This window comes from Ruthenibacterium lactatiformans, from assembly GCF_000949455.1.
GTDB classification, from domain to species: domain Bacteria; phylum Bacillota; class Clostridia; order Oscillospirales; family Ruminococcaceae; genus Ruthenibacterium; species Ruthenibacterium lactatiformans.
This window is the reverse complement of sequence record NZ_JXXK01000003.1, coordinates 36,573-58,848: the sequence shown is the minus strand read 5'-3', so window position 1 is coordinate 58,848 and position 22,276 is coordinate 36,573. Positions and strand designations below refer to the sequence as shown.

20 protein-coding genes are annotated in these 22,276 nt (G+C 59.8%); 14 read left to right on the top strand and 6 right to left on the bottom strand.

The features are described from left to right. Window positions 1–85: 85 nt before the first annotated feature. The 3 genes from TQ39_RS03585 to TQ39_RS03575 form a co-directional block, all read right to left on the bottom strand. A complete protein-coding gene (locus TQ39_RS03585) occupies window positions 86–1,360 on the bottom strand; it encodes an MFS transporter (RefSeq protein ID WP_009321872.1) in 1,275 nt (424 codons plus the stop codon). 126 nt (window positions 1,361–1,486) lie between these two features. Beyond that, on the bottom strand, window positions 1,487–2,473 hold the full coding sequence (locus tag TQ39_RS03580; protein WP_050004594.1) for a Gfo/Idh/MocA family protein: 987 nt from the start codon (window positions 2,471–2,473) through the stop codon (window positions 1,487–1,489). Continuing rightward, window positions 2,467–2,841 carry a DUF2200 domain-containing protein gene (locus TQ39_RS03575; RefSeq protein WP_050004593.1) on the bottom strand — a complete coding sequence of 125 codons (375 nt, stop codon included), beginning with the start codon at window positions 2,839–2,841 and terminating at the stop codon, window positions 2,467–2,469. The genes TQ39_RS03580 and TQ39_RS03575 overlap by 7 nt, the downstream gene beginning before the upstream one ends. 179 nt (window positions 2,842–3,020) lie before the next feature. On the opposite strand from TQ39_RS03575, the gene asnA reads away from it, so the two are divergent. The 10 genes from asnA (at window position 3,021) to carB (ending at window position 15,299) form a co-directional block, all read left to right on the top strand. Beyond that, a complete protein-coding gene (gene asnA / locus TQ39_RS03570) occupies window positions 3,021–4,031 on the top strand; it encodes an aspartate--ammonia ligase (RefSeq protein WP_050004662.1) in 1,011 nt (336 codons plus the stop codon). Window positions 4,032–4,068: 37 nt separating this feature from the next. Continuing rightward, window positions 4,069–4,596: a VanZ family protein gene (locus TQ39_RS03565; RefSeq protein ID WP_242853447.1), complete on the top strand. Its 528-nt coding sequence runs from the start codon at window positions 4,069–4,071 to the stop codon at window positions 4,594–4,596. A 103-nt stretch (window positions 4,597–4,699) separates the two neighbouring features. Next, window positions 4,700–6,397, top strand: a complete 1,698-nt coding sequence (locus TQ39_RS03560; protein ID WP_050004591.1) for a B12-binding domain-containing radical SAM protein — start codon at window positions 4,700–4,702, stop codon at window positions 6,395–6,397. A gap of 193 nt (window positions 6,398–6,590) precedes the next feature. Continuing rightward, the gene (locus tag TQ39_RS03555) at window positions 6,591–7,784 is read left to right on the top strand and encodes a dihydroorotase (protein ID WP_050004590.1); all 1,194 of its coding nucleotides are present in this window, start codon (window positions 6,591–6,593) and stop codon (window positions 7,782–7,784) included. A 23-nt stretch (window positions 7,785–7,807) separates the two neighbouring features. Then, complete coding sequence (gene pyrF, locus TQ39_RS03550; RefSeq protein ID WP_172616039.1) at window positions 7,808–8,671, top strand: orotidine-5'-phosphate decarboxylase; 864 nt, start codon at window positions 7,808–7,810, stop codon at window positions 8,669–8,671. Beyond that, window positions 8,652–9,422, top strand: a complete 771-nt coding sequence (locus TQ39_RS03545; protein WP_050004588.1) for a dihydroorotate dehydrogenase electron transfer subunit — start codon at window positions 8,652–8,654, stop codon at window positions 9,420–9,422. The genes pyrF and TQ39_RS03545 overlap by 20 nt, the downstream gene beginning before the upstream one ends. Further along, window positions 9,409–10,317: a dihydroorotate dehydrogenase gene (locus TQ39_RS03540; RefSeq protein ID WP_082052108.1), complete on the top strand. Its 909-nt coding sequence runs from the start codon at window positions 9,409–9,411 to the stop codon at window positions 10,315–10,317. Before TQ39_RS03545 ends, TQ39_RS03540 begins: the two co-directional genes overlap by 14 nt. 44 nt (window positions 10,318–10,361) lie before the next feature. Further along, complete coding sequence (gene pyrE, locus TQ39_RS03535; protein ID WP_050004587.1) at window positions 10,362–10,955, top strand: orotate phosphoribosyltransferase; 594 nt, start codon at window positions 10,362–10,364, stop codon at window positions 10,953–10,955. 32 nt (window positions 10,956–10,987) lie between these two features. Further along, window positions 10,988–12,079, top strand: a complete 1,092-nt coding sequence (locus tag TQ39_RS03530; RefSeq protein WP_009321883.1) for a carbamoyl phosphate synthase small subunit — start codon at window positions 10,988–10,990, stop codon at window positions 12,077–12,079. A 1-nt stretch (window position 12,080) separates the two neighbouring features. Then, complete coding sequence (carB, locus tag TQ39_RS03525) at window positions 12,081–15,299, top strand: carbamoyl-phosphate synthase large subunit (RefSeq protein WP_050004586.1); 3,219 nt, start codon at window positions 12,081–12,083, stop codon at window positions 15,297–15,299. A gap of 42 nt (window positions 15,300–15,341) precedes the next feature. Here the strand turns inward: carB and TQ39_RS03520 are convergent, their stop codons facing one another. Further along, entirely contained in the window at window positions 15,342–15,938 is a 597-nt protein-coding gene (locus TQ39_RS03520) for a hypothetical protein (protein ID WP_050004585.1), read from the bottom strand. A gap of 137 nt (window positions 15,939–16,075) precedes the next feature. On the opposite strand from TQ39_RS03520, the gene TQ39_RS03515 reads away from it, so the two are divergent. Together TQ39_RS03515 and TQ39_RS03510 are read left to right on the top strand one after the other, a co-directional pair. After that, window positions 16,076–16,594, top strand: coding sequence for a hypothetical protein (locus TQ39_RS03515; protein WP_050004584.1), 519 nt, complete (start codon window positions 16,076–16,078; stop codon window positions 16,592–16,594). A gap of 144 nt (window positions 16,595–16,738) precedes the next feature. Next, the gene (locus tag TQ39_RS03510; protein WP_050004583.1) at window positions 16,739–17,878 is read left to right on the top strand and encodes a DEAD/DEAH box helicase; all 1,140 of its coding nucleotides are present in this window, start codon (window positions 16,739–16,741) and stop codon (window positions 17,876–17,878) included. A gap of 49 nt (window positions 17,879–17,927) precedes the next feature. Here TQ39_RS03510 and TQ39_RS03505 read toward each other — a convergent pair whose 3' ends face one another. Continuing rightward, window positions 17,928–18,173: a helix-turn-helix domain-containing protein gene (locus tag TQ39_RS03505; RefSeq protein WP_050004582.1), complete on the bottom strand. Its 246-nt coding sequence runs from the start codon at window positions 18,171–18,173 to the stop codon at window positions 17,928–17,930. A 108-nt stretch (window positions 18,174–18,281) separates the two neighbouring features. Between TQ39_RS03505 and TQ39_RS03500 the strand changes: the two genes are divergently transcribed. Then, window positions 18,282–18,581, top strand: coding sequence for an AbrB/MazE/SpoVT family DNA-binding domain-containing protein (locus tag TQ39_RS03500; RefSeq protein ID WP_050004581.1), 300 nt, complete (start codon window positions 18,282–18,284; stop codon window positions 18,579–18,581). A gap of 43 nt (window positions 18,582–18,624) precedes the next feature. Here the strand turns inward: TQ39_RS03500 and TQ39_RS03495 are convergent, their stop codons facing one another. Continuing rightward, the gene (locus tag TQ39_RS03495; RefSeq protein ID WP_009321889.1) at window positions 18,625–20,712 is read right to left on the bottom strand and encodes a glutamine synthetase III family protein; all 2,088 of its coding nucleotides are present in this window, start codon (window positions 20,710–20,712) and stop codon (window positions 18,625–18,627) included. A gap of 465 nt (window positions 20,713–21,177) precedes the next feature. Between TQ39_RS03495 and TQ39_RS03490 the strand changes: the two genes are divergently transcribed. Next, on the top strand, window positions 21,178–22,272 hold the full coding sequence (locus TQ39_RS03490; protein ID WP_040909592.1) for a class II glutamine amidotransferase: 1,095 nt from the start codon (window positions 21,178–21,180) through the stop codon (window positions 22,270–22,272). Window positions 22,273–22,276 lie beyond the last annotated feature (4 nt).

Genomic DNA, 22,276 nt, shown 5'->3' with positions numbered 1-22,276 from the left:
GAGGTTTTTCAAAAAAGCCGCAAAAAACGGCCGCCGGAAAGGCCTTTCCGGCGGCCGTTTTGCATTGGAGCAGGGAAAAACACGCTCAGTCGTCCACGTCCAGCGCTTCCAGCCCCTTTTTGGCAACCGGCCTCGCATCACCGTGCCGCACGAACAGCATCGTGACAAAGCTGGCGAACACGAAGAAGGCGGCATAGGGAAACAGCGTGCGATAGCCCACATGCTCCATCAGAATATTGGAGAGGATGGGCGTAAAGATCTGCGCCGTCATGGACACAGTGTAATAATAGCCTGTGTACTTGCCCACGTCCGAGCCCTTGCTCAGCTCCACCACCATGGGGTAGCTGTTTACATTGATGAACGCCCAGCCCATGCCGGCCAGCGCGAAAAAGATGTACAGCAGCGGCGAGACGCTGTGGAAAAAGATGCCCGCAAAGAACGCAGTACCCAGCATCACGATGCCGATGAGGATCGTGCGCTTGCGGCCGATGCGCTGGGCGATCATGCCCACGGGCATATACGAGACGATGGCCGCGACGGTGCAGATCATCAGCACCAGGGCAAAGTTGCCCTGCAGCTCCTGTTCGGCGTAACGGCTGAAAGCCGAGGTGACGGCGTTGTAGCCGAAGAACCAGAAGAACACGCTGGCCAGGATGAACAGCAGGCTGCGGAACATGGGCCGCGGCATTTTGCCGCCCGCGTCCGTTACGCCTTCGTCCTCGTCGGAAGAGCCGGCGGCCCTGTCGGCGGCCTCGCGTTCAGCCACGCAGGCCGGTTCCCTGATCTGCCAGAACAGCACGGCCACACAGACGGCCATCACCAGCCCCAGCACAAGGAATACGGCGGAATAGCGGGGCGTATCCCCGGTGACGGGAAAGATCATCATCGTCAGCAGCATCAGCATGCCGCCCACGGCGCCCATCAGGTTGATGACGGCGTTGCCCTGGCTGCGCAGGGGCTTGGGTGTGACGTCCGGCATCAGGGCCACGGCGGGGCTGCGGTAGGTGGCCATGGCAATGAGCACCAGCCCCAGGCCGATGAAGAACAGCAGGGCGTTGTTCTGCTTCTGTGCTGCGGGCATGATGGCGAGGCACAGAAGCGCCAGGATGGTGCCGCCCAGTATGTACGGCATACGGCGGCCGATTTTCGTGCGGGTCTTGTCGCTCAGCTTGCCGAACAGCGGCAGCATGAACAGCGCCAGCACGTTGTCCATGGCCATCACGATGCCGATGTAGCTGTCGCGCACATGGAACGTGTCTTTCAGGATCAGGGGGATGACGTTGTCGTACACCTGCCAGAACGCGCAGATGGACATGAATGCAAGGCCCACGAAAAAGGTGCGTTTGTAATTCAGCTTCATCGGGAGAAGCCCCCTTTGTTGTTGTTGCTTTCATTGTAGCACGCCGGACGCCGTCCTGCCAAGGGAGCGCGCGCCCGGCTTTACAATTATTTTAAAAAAGAAAAGCCGGAAAGAGCCGGCTATGCCTCACGCTTCGCCGGGATACCGCACGCCCCACAGCGCCCGCAGCGCGTCCGCCGCGCGCAGCACGCGCAGCGTTTCGGCAGCGGGCAGGGCCGGGCATTCGGTGCGGCCGGCCGCCAGCGCCGCCGCCACGGCCCGCACCTCCGGCTCAAAGCCCGTGCCTGTGTTGTCAAAGCGGATGGTTTCCCGCGGCGCGTCCGTTCCCGTTCCGCCATACACCGTCATGGCCGCGGGGCTCCAAAGCGGGCCGTCGATCTCTATGCGTCCTCCGCCGCAGCAAACGGCGGCGCGGTGGGGCGCCGCACACCGGGCGCTCACGGCCAGCGAGGCGCACGCTCCGCCGGAAAAACGCAGAGAAATACTCTCCTCAATGTCCGCGCCCAGCCCGTTTTGAACGCACACGCCCCCAACCCGCTCCACGTCTCCCTCCAGTGCCAGGCATGCCAGCGTAAGCGCGTAAACGCCTATGTCCAGCAGCGCGCCGCCGCCCAGCGCGGGCTGCGCGATGCGGGGGATATCCGCCATGGCCTCACCCAGCACAGCCGTCACCAGGCGCGGCGCGCCCAGCCGCCCGTCCGCCAGCGTTTTGCGCAGAGCCTGCGCAAAAGGCAGCGTACGCGTCCACATGGCTTCCGCCAGCAGCAGGCCGCGCTCCCGCGCCAGGGCAAACAGGCTTTGCGCCTGGGCCGCGTTCAGCGTCAGGGGCTTTTCGCACAGCACATGTTTGCCCGCAAGCAGCGCCGCGCGGATGTGCTGTGCGTGCAGAGGATGGATGCTGCCGATGTAAACGACGTCCACGGCCGGGTCGGCCAGCAGCGCCTCATATCCGGCAAAACTTTTTGCAAAGCCGTACCGCCCGGCCAGGGCTTGGGCCCGCGCGCTGTCCCGGGCCGCAATGGCGTAAGGCTGCACCTCCTCCCGCAGACTGTCCAGCGTGCGCGCCATGCGCCCGGCAATGTTTCCCGCCGAAAGGATCGCGAAATTCAGCATTGCTCCCCACCGCCCTTTGTGCCGCGCAGTATTTTTTCCATGGGCCTGCCCTTGGCCAGTTCGTCGATGAGCTTATCCAGATAACGGATCTTTTGCATCAAAGGGTCTTCAATGTCCTCCACCCGCACGCCGCACACCACGCCTTTGATCTCTGCGCCGGCTGGGTTGAACCGCGGCGCCTGCCCGAAAAAGGACGCCATATCCGTTCGCTGCGCAAGCTGCCGGGCAAGGCCGCCGGGCGTGTAGCCCGTCAGCCAGAGAATGACGGCGTCTACTTCATCCTGCGTGCGGCCCTTGCGCAACGCCTTCTGTACGTAGAGCGGGTAGATATCGGAAAAACGGGCTTTGAAAATGCGGTGCTCCGCCATAACGGCACGCTCCTTTTTTGCGCGGCCCAGGACAGGGCCGGCGCGTTCTTTCCTTATGGTAACACGCGGGCACGGCTGTGGCAAGCCGTCCGGTGGCTTGAACCACACCCCCGCCCGTGCTATAATACATTAAATACGGAACGGACCGTATGATTTTGAGCGCGGGGGAGAGTTCTATCATGCCGAAAACCGTCATTCCCGCCGGGTACAGGCCGGCGCTGGGGCTTTATGACACACAGAAGGCCATCGGCCTTATCAAGCAGATCTTCCTGGAAAAGCTGTGCGGCGCGCTGCATCTGAAGCGCGTGACGGCGCCGCTGTTCGTGGACCCGGCCACGGGCCTGAACGATGATTTGAACGGCGTAGAGCGCCCCGTCACCTTCGACGTGCCCGCGCTGGGGGCAAACGCCGAGGTGGTGCATTCGCTGGCGAAGTGGAAGCGCATGGCTCTGGCTCAGTATGATTTCCATGTGGGCAACGGTTTGGTCACAGACATGAACGCCATCCGCCGGGACGAGGAGATGGACAACCTTCACTCCATTTATGTGGACCAGTGGGACTGGGAAAAGGTTATCACCCGGGAGGAGCGAACCACCGAATATCTGAAGCAGACTGTGCAGAAGATCGTGGATGCGGTGTGCGGCACGCTGGATGAGCTGAAATGGCAGTTCCCCGCGCTGGAGCGCGTGCGGCTGTGCCGGGAAACGGCGTTTGCCACCGCGCAGGAGCTGGAGGACCAGTGGCCCGCGCTCACACCAAAGGAAAGGGAAAATGCTTTTGCAAAGGCGCACGGCACGGTGTTCATCATCGGCATCGGCGGGGCGCTGCGTTCCGGCAGGCCTCACGACGGCCGCGCGCCGGACTATGACGACTGGACGCTGAACGGCGACCTGCTGTTCTGGAACGAAACCCTGGGCTGTGCGCTGGAGCTGTCCAGCATGGGCATCCGCGTAGACGCGGACGCGCTGGCACGCCAGCTCAGCATCGCGGGATGCAGGGAACGCGCGGCGCTGCCATTCCACAAAATGCTGTTAACGGATGAGCTGCCGCTGACCATCGGCGGCGGCATCGGCCAAAGCCGCCTGTGCATGCTGCTGTTGGGCAAAGCCCACGTTGGCGAGGTGCAGGTGTCGCTGTGGGACGGTGAAACGTGCGCCGCGTGCGCCGCAGCCGGTGTGCAGCTTCTTTGACAGCCCCGCAAAGGTGTTTGCCCGGAAAGGGTTATCTATGATGCAGCAAAACCACACAAACGGACGCCTGACGGACAGAGAGCGCACGCCGGCACGCCTGATCGCGCTGCGGGTGCTGTTCACGCTGTTTGCGGCGGGCACTGTCGTATTTATTTTTTCCAATTCCATGCAGAGCGGCACGGCCTCGGGCCTGCGCAGCGCCGCCGTCACCGAATGGCTCAACGGAGGGCTGGCCCGCGTGGGGGTCGGCTGGCGCTTTCCCGAGCGTCTGGTGCGCAAGCTGGGCCATTTCAGCGAATACGCGCTGCTGGGCTTCTGGCTGATGCTGTCCCTGCGGGTGTATACCCGGCGCATCCTCTCGCATATTTCGTGGCCTCTGTTTTTCGGCCTGCTGGCAGGCGTGCTGGACGAGGGGATCCAGATGTTTGCGGATGGGCGCGGCAGCGACGTGCGGGATGTGGTGATCGATTTTTCCGGCGTCGTGTTTGGGCTGCTGGCAGCCCTGTTCCTGCTGCTGCTCGTGCGCATGTTCCATGTTCTGCGGGAAAGCAAAACGCCGCTTTAGGCGTGCTGACGCAAGAAAACCGATGTTTTCTGTGTCAACGCGCCCGTGACGCGGCGTTTTTTATTTGCAAGCGTAAAAACGGCGAAAGAGGGGGGCGCGGCCGATGAAGGCGGTGCTGTTTGCACTCAATGCGAAATACATTCATTCGTCGCTGGCGCCCTGGTGCCTGCTGGCGGGTGTGGAGGCCGCAGGCCCTGCGGGTGTTTGTGCCGAGGTGCGGGAGGGCACCGTCAATGAGCCGGAGCGGGACGTGCTGGCCCGCATTTTGGACGGGGAGCCGGATGCGGTGCTGTTTTCGTGCTATTTGTGGAACATTCGGGAAACGCTGCGTCTTGCCGCCGCTGTAAAGGCTGCGCGGCCGGGCGCATATGTAGTTCTGGGCGGCCCGGAGGTGAGCTACAACGCGGGGGAGGTTTTGGCGGAAAACCCGCAGGTGGATTATATCCTCTCCGGCGAGGGCGAACGCAGCGTGCCCATGCTGTTGGCGTCGCTGGCCGCCGGGCGGAAGCCGGAGGAGGAAGCGCCGCCCATCCCGGGGCTGTGCGCCCGGGGCTTTCTCTCCGCGCCCTGCGTGGAAGAGGGCGCGCCGCCCAGCCCGTATGCGCCGGCGTATCTGGAGAACCTGCGCGGGCGCATTGCGTATCTGGAGACCAGCCGGGGCTGCCCGTATGCCTGCGCGTTCTGCCTTTCTGGGCGGTGCGGCAAGCCCCGCTGGTTCCCGCTGGAGCAGGCAAAACGGAACATCCTGACACTGGCGCGCTCCGGCGCGCACACCGTGAAATTCATCGATCGGACATTCAATGCAAACCCCGCCCACGCAAATGCCATTTTGGCGTTTATCCTGAAGCATTACGGGCGGGACATTCCGGCGGGCGTGTGCTTTCATTTCGAGCTTGCGGGCGATATCCTGCGGGAAGAGACCTTCGCGCTGCTGGAGCAGGCGCCGCCGGGCGCGTTTCAGCTGGAGATCGGCATGCAGTCGTTTTGCGAAAAAACGCTGGCCGCCGTGCGGCGCAAAACAGATACGGGCGTTTTAAAGCAGAACATCCGGCGTTTGGTTGCAATGGGGAATATGCACGTGCACATCGACCTGATCGCGGGCCTGCCCCATGAGGATCTGCGGACATTCGGTGAAAGCTTCAACACCGGCTATGCGCTGGGCGCACAGATGCTGCAGCTTGGTTTTCTGAAGCTGCTGCACGGCGCGGCCATGCGGGAGGAGCCGGAGGAATTCCCCTGTGTTTTTTCGGAAGACCCGCCGTATGAAGTACAGAAAACGCCCTGGCTTTTGCCGGAGGAGCTGGACGTGCTGCGCGCCGCCGAAGACGCGCTGGAGCGCTGCTACAACAGCGGGCGTTTTTTGGAAACGGCGGCTTACGCGATGGCGGCGGCAGGGCTTTCCCCGTTCGTTTTTTACTGCCGTTTGGGCGCGGCAGGCGCGCGGCACGGCACGGCGAATATTCCGCTGGATGATTACACCGCTTTTTTGTACAACTGGTGCGCGGCGCTGCCGGGCATAGACAAAGCCTGCCTGCGGGACGCGATGGTGCGCGACCGCCTTGCCACAAATTCCACAGGGCGTTTGCCGCAATGCCTGCATGTAACGGACGCTTTGCTGGGCCGCGCGGTGAAGCGGCTGGCACAAAACCCTGCCACTGCGCCCCTGCCCGGCGTGCGGCGCGGCGTGGCGCTTTTGTACGGCACGCGGCAGGTGGTGTTTGTGGATTACACACAGAAAAACCCCGTTACAGGGCGCTATCTTCTGCATACCCGTTCAATTGACAATCTCTTTACAGAATGATAGAATAAGTAGAAATAATTGGGAACGGGGGAACGCATGCATGCCGGGGCTGAACGTGGGTTTTCGCATCGTGCAGGGCGCTTTGTTTTCTTTTCCCGCCGTTCTATTCCCGGCTTTTTAAACTTTTCCCGTTTTGGGAAAAGTTTTTTTTTGCCGTTTTGCTGTATTTGAGGAACAGAAAGGAGAATGGCTTATGCTGATTTGCAATGCTGTGCTCACGGATGCGGACGGTGCGCGTCCGGGCGATGTGCGCATTGAAAACGGCGTCATCACGGCCGTGGGCGAGGGCCTTTCCATCGGCGGGGATACGGTGCTGGACGCAGGCGGCCGCACGCTGCTGCCTGCTTTCATTGACCTGCACTGCCACTTCCGTACGCCGGGCTTTGAGTATAAGGAGGATATCGACTCCGGCAGCCGGGCGGCTGCCCGGGGCGGTTACACGTTCGTCAACTGCATGGCGAACACAAGGCCTGTGTGTTCTTCCGCGGCCATTGCCCAGAGCATCATGGACGACGCCAGGCGCATCGGCCTGTGCGACGTGAACCAGTGTGTGTCCATCACGAAAGACTTCGACGGCAAGACCACCGGCCATCTGCGGGCGCTGCCGCGGAACATCCGCTTCATCAGCGAGGACGGTAAAGGCGTGCGCGAGAGCAGGGTAATGTATGAGGCCATGCGGATCGCCGCCGAAAAAGGCCTGACGGTGATGAGCCACGCCGAGGATATGGACCTTTCCGCGCTGGATTACCGTCTGGCGGAAAACCTGGAGACGGCTCGCAACCTGTATCTGGCCCAGTCTACGGGCGCACGGCTGCACATGTGCCACGTTTCCACCAAAGAGGCGCTGGCCGATATCCTTGCCGCCAAGGCCCGGGGTGTGCGCGTCACCTGCGAGGTGACGCCCCACCACATCTGGTTTTGGGACAGCGATTTCCGCGTGAACCCGCCCATTCGGGCAAAAGAGGATGTAGAAGCGCTCATCGCGGCCATGCTGCGGGGCGAGGTGGAAGCCATCGCGACCGACCATGCCCCGCACACCGAGGAGGATAAGCGCGGCGGCGCGCCGGGCATGGTGGGGCTGGAGACAGCGTTCAGCGTCTGCTACACCAAATTGTGCCGGGAATACGGGATGCCGCTGGCAGACCTGAGCCGTTTGATGAGCCGCGGCCCGGCTGAGATACTGGGCCTGAACAAGGGGCTGATTGCCGAAGGATACGACGGCGACGTGGTGCTGGTGGAGCTGGGCGAGCCTTACACCGTGCGCCGGGAGGATTTTGCGGGCAAGAGCAAAAACACCCCATACGACGGCCTTTCGCTGTACGGCCGCGTGGCGTGCACCGTGAAGGCGGGCCGCGTCACCTATGGGACAATGGAAGCAATAGGATAAACACACAACAGGAGGACGTTATGCTGCAAGTAGACCGTTTGTATGAGGCCGTGGCCGAAAAAAGCCCCGTTTGCGTGGGGCTGGACACCGATTTTTCCTACATCCCCGCGGAGTGTGTGGACAAGACTCTCTCCAAGGGCGAGAACATCTTCCGCTTCAACCGGGATATCATCGAAGCCACGCGGAGCGTGGCGGGCTGCTTCAAGGTGCAGATCGCCTATTACGAGGCGCTGGGCCTGGACGGCATGCTGGCCTATAAATCCACGCTGGAATACCTGCGCCGGGAGGGCCTTGTGGCCATCGCGGACATCAAGCGCGGCGACATTGCCAAAACGGCCGAGATGTATGCCAAGTCCCATCTGGACGGCGAGTTCGAGGCGGACTTCGTTACGCTGGCGCCCTATATGGGGCTGGATTCCATCACGCCGTACACGAAATACATGACGGAAAAGGGCAAGGGCGTGTTCGTGCTGTGCCGCACCTCCAACCCCGGCGCGAAAGATTATGAATACGAAAAGCTGGCCGACGGCCGCCACGTTTATGACCTAGTGGGCGACAAGCTCAGCGCAATGGGCAAGGACTACATGGGCGCGCACGGCTATTCCTCGCTGGGGCTCGTCATCGGCGGCACACACATCGAAGAGGCGAAAGAGATCCGCGCCAAATACAGGGACAGCTTTTTCCTCATCCCGGGCTACGGCGCGCAGGGCGGCACGGCCGAGGACATCGCGCAGTATCTGGCGCAGGGCAACGGCGGTGTGGTGAACTCCAGCCGCAGCGTGCTGCTGGCCTATAAAAAACAGCCCGGAACGGCTTATGCCGAAGCCGCGTACAACGAATGCGTGCATATGAAGGAGGCCATTGCGGATGCCTGCAGCAAATTATAACGCCGCCGTCCTGGCAAACGGCGCGGCGGGCGAAAACGTGATGCTGCTGACGGCCCGCTGGGACGAAACCACCCCCGCGCCCGCGTGCGGCCAGTTTTACATGCTGCGCGCCTGGGAAGCGGAGGAAGCGCCGCTGCTTTCGCGCCCCATCAGTGTGCATCGTTTTGACAGAGAGAAAAAAGAGATTTCCTTTTTATATGAGGTCCGTGGTACGGGCACGCAGAAGCTGGCCGCGCTGCGGCCCGGGGACACCGTTGCGCTGACGGGCCCCTCGGGCCGTGGGTTTCCCGTGGACGGCACGTTGGGCGGCGCCGTCGCGCTGGTGGGCGGCGGCATCGGCACCGCGCCGCTGCTGCAGCTTGCGGCAGAGCTTGCCGCGCAGGGCGTGGACGTGGACCTTTACGCGGGCTTTCGGGACGAGCCGTATCGTGTTGACGCGTTCAGCGCTGCGTGCCGTTCGGTACACATCGCCACGGATTCCGGCCGCCACGGCCACCACGGCTTTGTGACGGACCTGCTGGACCCTGCGAAGTACACCGCCGTGTGTACCTGCGGGCCGGAGATCATGATGGAAAAGGTGGCCAAAATGTGTCTGCGTGCGGGCGTGCGCGTATATGTGAGCAGGGAGGCCAAGATGGCCTGCGGCGTGGGCGCGTGTCTGGGCTGCACCTGCAAGAGCAAAAACGGCGGCGTGTCTGTCTGCAAGGATGGGCCGGTGTTTGAAGGGAGCGTGCTGTATGAGCTTGACTGACGTTACCCTGTGCGGCAAAACGCTGTGCAGCCCGGTTATCGCCGCGTCCGGTACCTTCGGCTTCGGCGGCGAGTACGCGGGCATCGTGGACATGAAAAAGCTGGGCGGTATCTCCGGCAAGGGGCTGACGCTGGAGGGCAAGTACGGAAACGAGGGCGAGCGTCTGTGGGAGACACCTGCCGGGCTCATCAACTCCATCGGTCTGCAGAATCCCGGCGTGCGGCATTTCATTGAGTATGAGCTGCCCGGCATGAAAAAGCTTGGCCCCGCGGTGTTGGCGAATCTGGGCGGCAGCACCATCGAGACTTACGAGGAGGGCGCGCGGCTGCTGGATGAAACGAATGTGGACTTCATCGAACTGAACATCAGCTGCCCCAACGTGAAGGCGGGCGGAATCGCCTATGGCGTGAAAGCGGAAAGCGCGCGGGAAGTAGTGTCCCGCGTGCGGGCCTGCACGAAAAAGCCCCTTATCGTGAAGCTCTCTCCCAACGCGGAGAACATCACCGAAATGGCCCTTGCCTGCGAGGCGGCGGGTGCGGACGGGCTTTCCCTCGTCAACACGTTCCAGGCCATGGCCATTGACCTGGAAAAACGCCGCCCTGTATTCAACAATGTGTTTGCAGGGCTGTCCGGCCCGGCCATCCGCCCCATCGCCCTGCGCATGGTGTATCAGGTGTGCAGGGCCGTGCAGGTGCCCGTGGTGGGGCTGGGCGGCATTGCCACAGCCGGGGACGCGCTGGAGTTCATCATGGCCGGCGCGGCGGCCGTGCAGGTGGGCACCGCCAATTTCAGCGACCCGCGCGCCTGCGAAAAGATCACCGACGGCATCGCCGCCTGGATGCAGAGCCACGGTGTGCGCTCCCTTGCGGAAATCCGCGGCTGCGCGCAGGTCTAAGCCGAAAATACACAGATCTGATTGGAATAAAAAGGAGAATCCACATGAACGATGTGCTTGAAATATTGAAGTCCTGCGACGCGTTTCTGGAGGGCCACTTCCTGCTGTCCTCCGGCCGCCATTCCTCGGCCTACTGCCAGATGGCGTATCTGCAGCAGTACCCCGAAAAATGCGCCGCGGCCATGAAGCCCGTGGCCGAAAAGCTGCGGGAACTGGACGTGGACGTCATCGTCGGTCCGGCCATGGGCGGCATCGTTTACGCCTACGAGCTGGCCCGCCAGACGGGCAAACGCGCTATCTTCACCGAGCGTGTGGACAATGTGATGACGCTCAAGCGCTTTTCCATCCGGCCGGGCGAAAAGTGCATCATCGCCGAGGATGTGGTGACCACGGGCGTGTCTTCTTTGGAGACGAAGCGCGTCATCGAAGAGGCCGGCGGCGAATGCCTGGGCATCGTGTGCGTGGTGGACCGCACCAAGGCGGACGCGCCCTCGCCCATTCCCATCCTGGCCAGCGCCGCCAAGCTGGACCTCCCCAACTATGCGCCGGAGGAATGCCCCATCTGCAAAGAGGGCAAGCTGCCGCTGGTGCATCTGGGCAGCCGTAAGATGAAAGAACAGGCCAGGCAGACGCTGTGAGCGCGCAGAGCTTGAAAAAAGGGGGAGCGCATATGAAAGCATATTTGCTGCTGGCGAACGGCATGGTGTTCGAAGGCCGGGCCTTCGGCGCAGCCGGTACCAGTGTGGGCGAGGTCGTGTTCAACACGGGCATGGTCGGCTACGAGGAAACCCTCACCGACCCCAGCTATTACGGCCAGATCATCACACAGACCTATCCGCTGGTGGGGAACTACGGCGTGAACGGCGAGGATGCCGAATCCGCGCGCATTTGGGCCTTTGGCTACATCGTGCGGGAGTTGTGCGGCACGCCGTCCAATTTCCGCTGCCAAAAAACGCTGGACGAATTTTTGAAGGAGCAGGGGATCATCGGCATCGCGGGCGTGGACACCCGCCGCCTGACGCGCATCATCCGCGAGAGCGGCGTGATGAACGGCGCGCTCACCACCGAATATAAGAGCGCGGACGCCGTGCGCGCCGACGCCGCTTTGATGGAAAAGATCAAAGCCTATACGGTGAAGGACGCGGTGGACAGCGTTACTACAAAATGTATGGAAACATTTAACGAAAACGGAAAGTACCATGTTGCGCTGTTCGATTTCGGCTATAAACGCAACATCCTGCGCAATCTTGTGAAACGCGGCTGCAAGGTGACGCTGGTGCCCGGACGCACCACCGCGGCCGAGCTTGCGGCGCTGGAGGTGGACGGCGTGATGCTCTCCAACGGCCCGGGCGACCCGGCCGAAAATGTGAAGATCATTGAAAACCTGAAGGAGATCGCGGCGCTGGGCCGGCCTGTTTTCGGCATCTGTCTGGGCCACCAGCTCATGGCTCTTGCCACGGGCGCAAAAACGGAAAAGCTGAAATACGGCCACCGCGGTGTGAACCAGCCGGTGACGGATTTTGCCAAGGACCGCACGTTCATAACCAGCCAGAACCACGGCTATGCCGTTGTGGCCGGTACCGTGGACCCCGCCGTGGCCGAGGTGAGCCATGTAAACGCCAACGACGGTACCACCGAGGGCATCCGCTATAAAAACATCCCCTGCTTTACGGTGCAGTTCCACCCGGAGGCCTGCGGCGGCCCCAGGGACACCGAATACCTGTTCGACGATTTTGTCGCTATGATGAAAGGAGGCTGCTGAAATGCCAAAGGACCCGTCTATCAAAAAGGTGCTCGTCATCGGCAGCGGCCCCATCATCATCGGCCAGGCCGCCGAGTTCGACTACTCCGGCACGCAGGCGTGCCGCGCGCTGAAAAGCGAGGGCATCGAGGTGGTGCTCGTCAACTCCAACCCCGCCACCATTATGACGGACCCGGACATCGCGGACCGCGTGTATGTGGAGCCGATGACCCTGACGGTGCTGAAGCGCATCATTGAAAAGGAAAAGCCGGATTCCATCCTGCCGAACCTGGGCGGCCAGACGGGCCTGAACCTGGCCATGGAGCTGGCCCGCAGCGGTTATCTGGAGCAGGCCGGCGTGCGCCTGCTGGGCGCGAAGCCCGACACCATCGACCGCGCCGAGGACCGCCAGCTCTTCAAGGACACCATGGAGAAGCTGGGCGAGCCGGTTATCCCTTCCAAGGTGGTGGAGAGCCTGTCCGACGCGCTTGCGTTCGCGGGCGAGATCGGTTACCCGGTCATCGTGCGCCCGGCGTTCACCATGGGCGGCACGGGCGGCGGCATCTGTGAGACCGTGGAGGAGCTGCACGAGATCGGCACCAACGGTCTGCGCCTTTCGCCCATCCATCAGGTGCTCATTGAAAAATGCATCTCCGGCTGGAAGGAGATTGAATACGAGGTCATGCGCGACGGAAAGGGCAACGTCATTACCGTCTGCAATATGGAAAACTTTGACCCCGTGGGCGTTCACACCGGCGATTCCATCGTCGTGGCGCCCAGCCAGACGCTCTCCGACAAGGAATACCAGATGCTGCGCACCTCGGCGCTGAATATCATCACCGAGCTTGGCATTGAGGGCGGCTGCAACTGTCAGTTTGCCTTAAAGCCAGACAGCTTCGAATACGCCGTCATCGAGGTGAATCCCCGCGTGTCCCGTTCCTCGGCGCTGGCCAGCAAGGCTACGGGCTATCCCATCGCCAAGGTGGCCGCGAAGATCGCTATCGGCTATTCGCTGGACGAGATCACCAACGACGTCACAGGGCAGACCTGCGCCTGCTTCGAGCCCGCGCTGGATTACTGTGTGGTCAAGTTCCCGAAATGGCCGTTCGACAAATTCGTATACGCCAAGAAATCCCTGGGCACGCAGATGATGGCCACGGGCGAGGTGATGGCCATTGCCAACAGCTTCGAACACGCCTTCATGAAAGCGGTGCAGAGCATCGAGCTGGGGCTGGAAACGCCCACGCTGGAAACGCTGTCTGCGCTGACGGACGAAGAAGTGGTGGAAAAACTGCATGTGTGCGATTCCGACCGCTCTTTTGTTGTGTACGAGGCCATCAAGCGCGGCGTGTCGTTTGAGACGATTTACAATATCACTAAAATTGACCCGTGGTTTTTGGCAAAGCTGCAAGGGTTGGCCGAAACAGAGCTTGCGCTGGCCGGGCTGCGAGGCGGCATACTGACGGAAGAACTGTACCGCACCGCAAAAATGCAGGGCTTCCTGGACAAGACCGTGCTGCGTCTGACGGGACTGGATGCGCTGCCCTGTGAAAAGCTGCGCGCGTCCTATAAGATGGTGGACACCTGCGCGGCCGAGTTCAGTGCGAAAACGCCGTATTTCTATTCCACTTTTGACGAGGAGGACGAAGCGGCGCAGTTTATCGCGGAACACCCCTCCGACAGGAAAAAGGTGCTGGTGTTCGGCAGCGGCCCCATCCGCATCGGGCAGGGCATCGAGTTCGACTATTGCAGCGTGCACTGCACATGGGTGCTGAAAAGCCACGGCTGCGAGGCTGTCATCGTCAACAACAACCCCGAGACCGTCTCCACGGACTTCGATACCGGCGACCGTTTGTATTTCGACCCGCTCACGGAAGAAAGCGTGGAGCATATCATCGCCACGGAAAAGCCATGGGCCTGTGTGGTGCAGTTCGGCGGCCAGACGGCCATCAAGCTGACAAAACACCTGACAAAGCTGGGTGTGAAGATTCTGGGCACCAGTGCGGACGCCATCGACGAGGCGGAGGACCGGGAGCGTTTCGACGCGCTGCTGGAAAAGTGCGGCATTCCGCGCCCGCAGGGCCACACGGTGTTCACCTGTGAGGAGGCACTGGCCGCCGGCGCACAGCTGGGCTACCCGGTGCTGCTGCGTCCGTCCTACGTGCTGGGCGGACAGAATATGATCATCGCCTACAATGAGAACGATGTGAGGGAATACATGGCCATCATCACCAGCCATGTGGATATGTCGAACCCGGTGCTGGTGGACAAATACCTGATGGGCACCGAGTGCGAGGTGGACGCCATCTGCGACGGCGAGGACTTCCTCATTCCGGGTATGATGGAACACATCGAGCGTGCGGGCATCCATTCGGGCGACTCCATCTCGGTGTATCCGCCGCAGAACCTCAAGCAGAAGATCAAGGGCACCATTGTGGATTATACGGGCCGTCTGGCCCGCGCGCTGAACGTGGTGGGCCTGATGAATATCCAGTTCGTGGTATACAACAACGAGGTGTTCATCATTGAGGTGAACCCCCGTTCCAGCCGCACGGTGCCGTACATCAGCAAGGTGACGGGCGTGCCCATGGTGGAGCTGGCCGTGCGCTGTATGCTGGGCGAAAAGCTGCGGGACATGGGCTATGGCACGGGCCTGTATCCCACGGGCGATTACTGCGCCGTAAAGGTACCGGTGTTCAGCTTCGAAAAGCTGCACGATGTGGACACCCAGCTGGGGCCGGAAATGAAATCCACCGGCGAGGTGCTGGGCATCGACAAAACCTTTGAGGACGCGCTGCTCAAGGGCCTTGTAGGCGCGGGCTACAGCCTGCGGCAGCCCACGCCGGGCAAATGCGTTATCCTGACGGTAAAGGACGCGGACAAGCGCGAGCTGGTGGACATCGCCTGGCAGCTCAAGGACATGGGGTACAAGCTGTACGGCACGTCCGGCACGGCGTACTATCTGGGCCAGAACATGGTGGCCTGCAACGAGGTGCGCAAGCTCAGCGAGGCGCGGCCCAATATCATGGACCTGTTTGAAAGCGGGCTGGTGGACTATGTGATCTCCACGTCGTCCAAGGGGCGCATCCCCTCCCATGACAGCGTAAAGATGCGCCGCAAGGCCGTGGAGCTTTCCATCCCGTGCCTGACGGCCATCGACACGGCGCGGGTGCTGGTGAAATGCCTGCGCAGCGGCAAAACGCTGGCGGATGTGGACCTGGTGGATATTTCGACCATTTGAAAAAGAAAAAGGACCCGCGTCAGCGGGTCCTTTTTCTGTGTTTTATAAAACTGCACCGAAAACAGGCTGCTCAAAATGGGCAAGTATTTCATTGACATCGTGCAGGTCATAAATCTGATGTTCAATACAGAACAAAATGATAATATCTCGAACCATGCTCTGGGAAAGGGCGTGCCCGGCGGAAGCAAGCATTTCTTCAGTTTGCTCTTTGGATAAATGAAGCGCCAATGATAATGCCAGCGCTGTTTGCTTGGAAGGATGATAATTCGGGTTGGAACGGATTTTGGAGAACAGACGGCGGTCGATACCGGCGCGGCGGTAAACATCCGTATCGGCAAGTTCCATATTGTCGATATACCCGAACAGAAGGGTGTGGAAACTGGGTTTCAGCGCGTTGGCGACAAACTGTTCCAGTTTCCGTCCCTCGTCCGCTTCGCGATTGTTAAGAAGACCGAGGATGTCGTCAAAATATGAAGTGTTATCATCTTCTTCGCAGTTTGGACAGGCCAGAGGCATTGATGGGGCTGCACCTTTAAAGACGGGGGCCTTTGGAACAATTTCGGACTGCGGGTCATTTTCCAGCAGCCCTTTTTGCCTCAACAGTTCTTCTAGCTCGGATAGGAGCTGGGGGTGCAGCATATGGATTCCTCCAATTTGTCGCCGTAGCAGCGACCAAATTTTTTTATGGGAAGCTAAAATAAAAACAGAAAACTGTTTGGGGGAGATACATGGCAATGAGTAGAGAAATTATTTTTTTGCTTGACAGGAGCAGCAACATGGCAGGAAAAGAAGCAGAAGTTATCGCGGAATATAATGCATTTCTTTTACAGAATGGGCGGGGAGATTACAATGTTACGACAGTATTGTTTGACGACCAATATGTACTGTTGTATTATTGCCTTCCCATCGGTTATGCACAGCTTTATCCCGAGCAGTATTACGTGCGGGGTGCTTGTGCGTTGTACGATGCGATTGGCCGTACTATAACAACCGTCAATGCCTGCCATGCGCAACTTACAGAGAGCAAGCGCCCCAAGACCTATCTGTTCATCAGGACGAATGGAGGGGACAATGCCAGCCTGACCTATACGAAAAAAACGATTTGGGAGATGCTGGAGCGGCAGCAGCAGAAGTGTGGATGGGAGATATTTTTCGTTGGCTGCGATGTACAGACGGCGTTGGCGGCGGCACCCACACACAAAGGCATCAACGGTGCGGAGGACAGCCAGGATGATGATTACTTTGATATACTGCGAAGGCTGCTGGAAAGAAGAAATTTTTCGAAGGAGGAATAATTTCAGTATACAAGAAATATAAAAAATTTCAATATGAGACCCGTCGCGTTGATACGCGCGGGTTTCTTTTTTCAACAGGATATGATATACTGAATTTTGTATGAAAAAGAACGGAATTGAAAATATGTGTTGCAGGAGCGAAGCATGAATTACAGCGAACTGAACGTGCCCGAGCAGATCCACAAGGCTGTGGAGCGCATGGGCTTTACCGAAATGACCGAAGTACAGGAAAAGGCGATCCCCCCTATGATGGAGGGCAAGGACATCATCGCCAAAGCGCCCACGGGCACGGGTAAAACCTGCGCTTTCGGCATCCCGCTCATTCTCGGGCTGGACCAAAGCCGGAATTATCCGCAGGCCGTCGTCATGGCGCCCACGCGGGAGCTGGCGCAGCAGATCACCGAAGACCTGCAGGACCTGGCGCATTTTTATCCGGACATCCGCGTCGTCACCGTCTATGGCGGCGCGAATATTCAAAAGCAGATCGAAAAGCTGAAAAAGGGCGCGCAGATCGTCGTGGCCACACCCGGCCGCCTGCAGGACCACATGAACCGCCGCACCGTGGACCTTTCCCACGTTACCACCGTGGTGCTGGACGAGGCCGACGAGATGCTCAACATGGGCTTTTACAAGGATGTGCGCAAAATTCTGGACCAAATCAAATCCCGCCAGCGTTTGGCAATGTTCAGCGCCACCATCAGCCGCGAGGTGATGGACATCGGCTGGCTGTATCAGCGGGACGCCGAAGAAATCACCGTGCAGCCTGTGGAGGATTCCGCGCCCAGGATCGACCAGTACCTGGTACTGACGACAGGCCGCAACAAGCTGGCGGACATGGCGGAGATCATCGTACAGAAGGGTTACAAGCGCGTGATGGTGTTCTGCAACCAGAAATACACCACCGCTATGCTGGCGAACCAGATGGCCCGGCTGAATTTTGTGGTGGACTGCCTGCACGGAGACCTTTCCCAGGCGGAACGCAACAAAATTATGGGCGAATTCAAAGCGGGCAATATCGCTGTGCTGGTGGCGACAGACGTGGCCGCCCGCGGCATCGACGTGTCCGAGGTGGACGCCGTGTTTAACTACGATGTGCCGGACTCCAACGAATATTACACGCACCGCATCGGCCGCACAGGGCGCGCGAAGCATACGGGCGAGGCCTATGTGCTGTACACGAAGGAAGAGCACAAGCGCGTGCGTGACATGCTGCGCTACACCCGCAACACCGCCACACCCATTGCTTTCGATGAGAGCCGCAGCATCATCCCGGGCACGTTTTAAGCCCGGAAAACAGATTATAAAAGCCGCCCCATATCTCATGGGACGGCTTTTATTTTACTGAAAACAATGCGCTGATCTCTACTTCAAGACTTCGGGCGAGCGCATAAATCTCTTTGTCAGAAACCGAACGGGTCTGGCCCTCCAACTTTGATAAACTGGAATAGCTGATATCAGCACCAAAGGTCTGCATTTTAGCCATCAACGCTTTTTGCGTAATACCCTGTTCAAGGCGGAGCCGGGTGACGGTCGCGCCGACAATATTTTTATCACCCAGTGGTGCCACACGTTCCCGCATCTGCCGCTCTCCTCTTTTTGATTCTTTAACAGAATTATAAGGAGAAAACAATTTGATATAATTCCAAAAAAGAATGATGCTGAAATAAAAAGAAACGGAGTGAAAACGATGGAGCGACAGATGGATGCGTTGGGGAGGATCGTACTGCCTGCAGGTTATCGCAAACAAAAAAATCTTCAAGCGGGAGATGTTCTCTGCGTGGATGAGCAAGAGGGAAAACGGATGATTTATCCCAGAAAAGCGCGGTGCGCACTATGTGGTGGAAAAAAGAGCTTCTTTCCCATGGGAGACATACTTTATGTGAAGCCTGTTGGAAAGAACTGCATACATAATTGTATATCTGCCCCAAAATTGACAAAAGGCGCTGCCGCTTGCGCGGCAACGCCCTTTGCCAGTATAGGAGAATAAGGAAAAGGTTCCGTGCCCCGTACCGGACGGAACCGGTACGGGTTCAGTTTACGCCGAACAGAAGATCTGCGTAAGTGGGGAAGGGCCAGTAGTCTTTCCCCGTGGCAAGCTCCAGCGCATCAGCCACCGCGCGCAGCTCGGCCATCTTCGGCAGCACCCTGTCTTTGTAGCAGGCGGCCTCCTGCAGGCTGTCGCCGCGGGAAGCGCCGTCCACGGCGGCCTGCAGCTCGTCGATTTTTTCCACCAGCATGTCGGCCCCGGCTGAGAGCTTGGCCAGCAGCGTTTCCTCAGCGCGGGTGGAAAGGGCGGAGGACAGTGCCTTTTTGCTGCAGGCGGTATCGGCAAGGTCGCCCATGTAGGCGGCTACCGCCGGGACGATCTGTTTTTTGGCCATATCCAGCATGGTCAGCGCTTCAATGTGCAGCGCTTTGGTGTAGTTTTCCAGGCTCACTTCATAACGGGCGCGCACCTCAGCCTCGCTGAAAATGCCGAATTCCTCAAACAGTTCGATATTTTTTCGTTCCAACACACAGGGCAGCGCGTCTACGGTGGATTTCAGGTTGCACAGGCCGCGCTTTTCCGCCTCTTGTTCCCATTCATGGCTGTAACCGTTGCCGTTGAAGATGATGCGCTTGTGGTCGCGGATGGTGCGCTTCACCAGTTTGATAACGGCGGTGTCGAAATCCTCCGCATTCTCCAGCTCGTCGGCATAGCCTTTCAGCTCTTTGGCAACTGCGGTGTTCAGCACGATGTTTGCGTCAGCGATGCTCATGGCGCTTCCCGGCATGCGGAATTCGAATTTATTGCCGGTGAACGCGAACGGAGAGGTGCGGTTGCGGTCGGTCGTATCCTTGGAGAACGTGGGCAGGATATCCACACCCAGCTCCATGCGCGTTTTGGCCGGGGCAATGTAGTCCGCGCCGGAGGCGATGGATTCAATGATGGCTTCCAGCTCCTCGCCCACAAAAATAGAGATGATGGCCGGCGGCGCTTCATTGGCGCCCAGACGATGGTCGTTGCCCGCGGAGGCGACGGTCACACGGAGCAGGTCCTGATACTGGTCCACAGCCTTGATTACGGCCGCGAGGAACAGCAGGAACTGCAGGTTTTCCATGGGCGTTTTGCCTGGGTCCAGCAGATTTTCCGTGGGTGTGGAGATGCTCCAGTTGTTGTGCTTGCCGCTGCCGTTCACGCCGTCGAAGGGCTTTTCATGCAATAAGCAGGCCATGCCGTGGCGTGTGGCAACGCACTTCATCATCTCCATAGTGAGCTGATTGTGATCCACGGCGATATTGGTGGTCGAGAAAATGGGCGCCAGCTCATGCTGGGCGGGGGCCACCTCATTGTGCTTCGTTTTGGCTGCGACGCCCAGCTTCCACAGTTCGTCGTCCAGTTCCTTCATATAGCCTGAAACACGGGGCTTGATGACACCGAAGTAGTGGTCGTCCAGCTCCTGCCCCTTGGGGGGCATCGCGCCGAACAGTGTGCGGCCGCACAGGCGCAGATCCTCGCGCTGGAGGTACTGCTCCCTGTCCACAAGGAAATACTCCTGCTCCGGCCCTACGGTGGTGGAGACCTGAGGCACCGTTTTGCCGAACAGCTTTAAGATGCGGCAGGCCTGCGTGCTGATGGCGGACATGCTGCGCAGCAGCGGCGTCTTTTCGTCCAGCACCTCGCCGGAATAGCTGCAGAACGCGGTGGGGATGCACAGCACCTCGTCCTTGACAAAGGCGTAGGAGGTGGGGTCCCAGGCGGTGTAGCCGCGGGCCTCGGCCGTAGCGCGCAGGCCGCCGGAAGGGAAGCTGGACGCATCCGGCTCGCCCTTCACAAGCTCCTTGCCGGAAAACTCCATAATAACGCGGCCGTCTTTGGTGGGGCTGATGAAGCTGTCGTGCTTTTCACTGGTCACGCCCGTCAGCGGCTGGAACCAGTGGGTATAGTGCGTGGCGCCGTGCTCAATGGCCCAGTCCTTCATGGCGTTGGCCACCACGTTGGCTACTTCCACGTCCAGCGGCGCACCGCGCCGGATCGTCTCATGCAAAGATTTATAAGTCGCGCTCGGCAGGCGCTCTTTCATCACGTGGTCGTTGAATACCATGCTGCCGAAAATTTCCGTAGTCGTCGCTGCCATACTCCCTTACTCCTTTTCTCCGGTGTATTTTGTATACTTTCCCTGCGGACAGCCTCTGCCTGCCTGAATGCAGACAAAAAAGGCGCTGTGGACAAAACCGTCCACAGCGCCTTTGCTGTTCTATGGCCCAAATCATACACCTCCGGGCGGCGGCTGTCAACGCTTTTTTCGAAATTTCTGTCCGCACCGGACATTTCTGTTGCTTTTTACCATCGCGTCCGCCGTTCAAAAACAGCTTTTGTGAAAACAGACAAAGTCGTACGCGGCACGTTGACATTCTGCATAAAGTTTAATATGATAAAAATGAACAAAGACGTTCGCCAAGGGGCTGGTGTCCCCTGGCGGGCGTTTTTTGTTTTTCCGGCGGCTGCGCCGCGCGGAAAAGCACTGAGGGGTGCTTTGAATAGGAGAACCGCGGGGCGGTACGGACCGCCCCGCGGGGAAACGGGAAAGGGAATGGTGTTTATGCTGAAAGAAGGAGAGGTACGCATCCCGTCGGGCTGCGCCATATCGGGCGTGTTCCACAAGGACGGCCGCCGCGAAAACGGCAGCGGCATCGTGGCCGGCATCGCGGCCATGCACGAGCGCTCCAACGGCCTGGGCGGCGGGTTTGCCGGGTACGGCATCTACCCGGAATACCGGGAGCTGTATGCATTCCATGTGTTCTACGACACCGTAGACGCCCAGCACGCGGCCGAGGCGAGGTTGCTGCAGGACTTCGATGTGGAAAGCAGCGGCACGCTGCCCACGCGCCCCATTGCGGCCATCCGGGACGCGCCCAGCCTTATGCGCTATTTTGCCGCGCCCAAGCCTCAGACGCTGCTGGACTCCAAGCTGGACGAACGGGAGTTCGTGGTGCGGTTCGTCACGCGGGTAAACCGGGAGATCGGCGGCGCATATGTGTTTTCCTGCGGCAAAAATATGGGCGTATTCAAGGCCGTGGGTTACCCGGAGGACGTGGGGGAATTTTACCGTCTGGAGGAATACGAGGGCTACGCATGGACGGCCCACGGCCGTTACCCTACCAATACGCCGGGCTGGTGGGGAGGTGCGCATCCGTTTTCCATTCTGGATTATTCCGTGGTGCACAACGGCGAGATCTCCAGCTATGACGCAAACCGCCGCTTTATCGAGATGTACGGATATAATTGCAGCTTGCTCACGGATACCGAGGTGATTACCTATATCATTGATTTCCTGGTACGGCGCAAGGGCCTGACGCTGGAAGAAGCGGCCGGCGTTATCGCCGCACCGTTCTGGAGCACCATCGAACAGATGCCCGAAGCGCAGCGGGAACGGCTGGCCTACCTGCGGGAGACCTTCGCGTCCCTGCTCATCACAGGACCATTCTCCATCCTGCTGGGCTTCACGGGCGGCATGATGGCGTTGAACGACCGCCTCAAGCTGCGCAGCATGGTGTGCGCTGAAAAGGGCGAGGCCGTGTATTTTGCCAGCGAGGAGTGCGCCATCCGCGTGATGGAGCCGGACGTTGAAACGCTTTGGGCGCCCCGGGGCGGCCAGGCCGTTGTTGTGCGCCTGAACGACGGCGTGACAGTGTAGGAAA

What these genes read in the sequence shown, in the direction of transcription:
- TQ39_RS03585 (WP_009321872.1), bottom strand. Translation starts at nt 1,360, where the DNA reads ATGAAGCTGAATTACAAACGCACCTTTTTCGTGGGCCTTGCATTCATG.
- TQ39_RS03580 (WP_050004594.1), bottom strand. Translation starts at nt 2,473, where the DNA reads ATGCTGAATTTCGCGATCCTTTCGGCGGGAAACATTGCCGGGCGCATG.
- TQ39_RS03575 (WP_050004593.1), bottom strand. Translation starts at nt 2,841, where the DNA reads ATGGCGGAGCACCGCATTTTCAAAGCCCGTTTTTCCGATATCTACCCG.
- asnA (WP_050004662.1), top strand. Translation starts at nt 3,021, where the DNA reads ATGCCGAAAACCGTCATTCCCGCCGGGTACAGGCCGGCGCTGGGGCTT.
- TQ39_RS03565 (WP_242853447.1), top strand. Translation starts at nt 4,069, where the DNA reads ATGATGCAGCAAAACCACACAAACGGACGCCTGACGGACAGAGAGCGC.
- TQ39_RS03560 (WP_050004591.1), top strand. Translation starts at nt 4,700, where the DNA reads ATGAAGGCGGTGCTGTTTGCACTCAATGCGAAATACATTCATTCGTCG.
- TQ39_RS03555 (WP_050004590.1), top strand. Translation starts at nt 6,591, where the DNA reads ATGCTGATTTGCAATGCTGTGCTCACGGATGCGGACGGTGCGCGTCCG.
- TQ39_RS03545 (WP_050004588.1), top strand. Translation starts at nt 8,652, where the DNA reads ATGCCTGCAGCAAATTATAACGCCGCCGTCCTGGCAAACGGCGCGGCG.
- TQ39_RS03540 (WP_082052108.1), top strand. Translation starts at nt 9,409, where the DNA reads ATGAGCTTGACTGACGTTACCCTGTGCGGCAAAACGCTGTGCAGCCCG.
- pyrE (WP_050004587.1), top strand. Translation starts at nt 10,362, where the DNA reads ATGAACGATGTGCTTGAAATATTGAAGTCCTGCGACGCGTTTCTGGAG.
- TQ39_RS03530 (WP_009321883.1), top strand. Translation starts at nt 10,988, where the DNA reads ATGAAAGCATATTTGCTGCTGGCGAACGGCATGGTGTTCGAAGGCCGG.
- carB (WP_050004586.1), top strand. Translation starts at nt 12,081, where the DNA reads ATGCCAAAGGACCCGTCTATCAAAAAGGTGCTCGTCATCGGCAGCGGC.
- TQ39_RS03520 (WP_050004585.1), bottom strand. Translation starts at nt 15,938, where the DNA reads ATGCTGCACCCCCAGCTCCTATCCGAGCTAGAAGAACTGTTGAGGCAA.
- TQ39_RS03515 (WP_050004584.1), top strand. Translation starts at nt 16,076, where the DNA reads ATGGCAGGAAAAGAAGCAGAAGTTATCGCGGAATATAATGCATTTCTT.
- TQ39_RS03510 (WP_050004583.1), top strand. Translation starts at nt 16,739, where the DNA reads ATGAATTACAGCGAACTGAACGTGCCCGAGCAGATCCACAAGGCTGTG.
- TQ39_RS03505 (WP_050004582.1), bottom strand. Translation starts at nt 18,173, where the DNA reads ATGCGGGAACGTGTGGCACCACTGGGTGATAAAAATATTGTCGGCGCG.
- TQ39_RS03500 (WP_050004581.1), top strand. Translation starts at nt 18,282, where the DNA reads ATGGAGCGACAGATGGATGCGTTGGGGAGGATCGTACTGCCTGCAGGT.
- TQ39_RS03495 (WP_009321889.1), bottom strand. Translation starts at nt 20,712, where the DNA reads ATGGCAGCGACGACTACGGAAATTTTCGGCAGCATGGTATTCAACGAC.
- TQ39_RS03490 (WP_040909592.1), top strand. Translation starts at nt 21,178, where the DNA reads ATGCTGAAAGAAGGAGAGGTACGCATCCCGTCGGGCTGCGCCATATCG.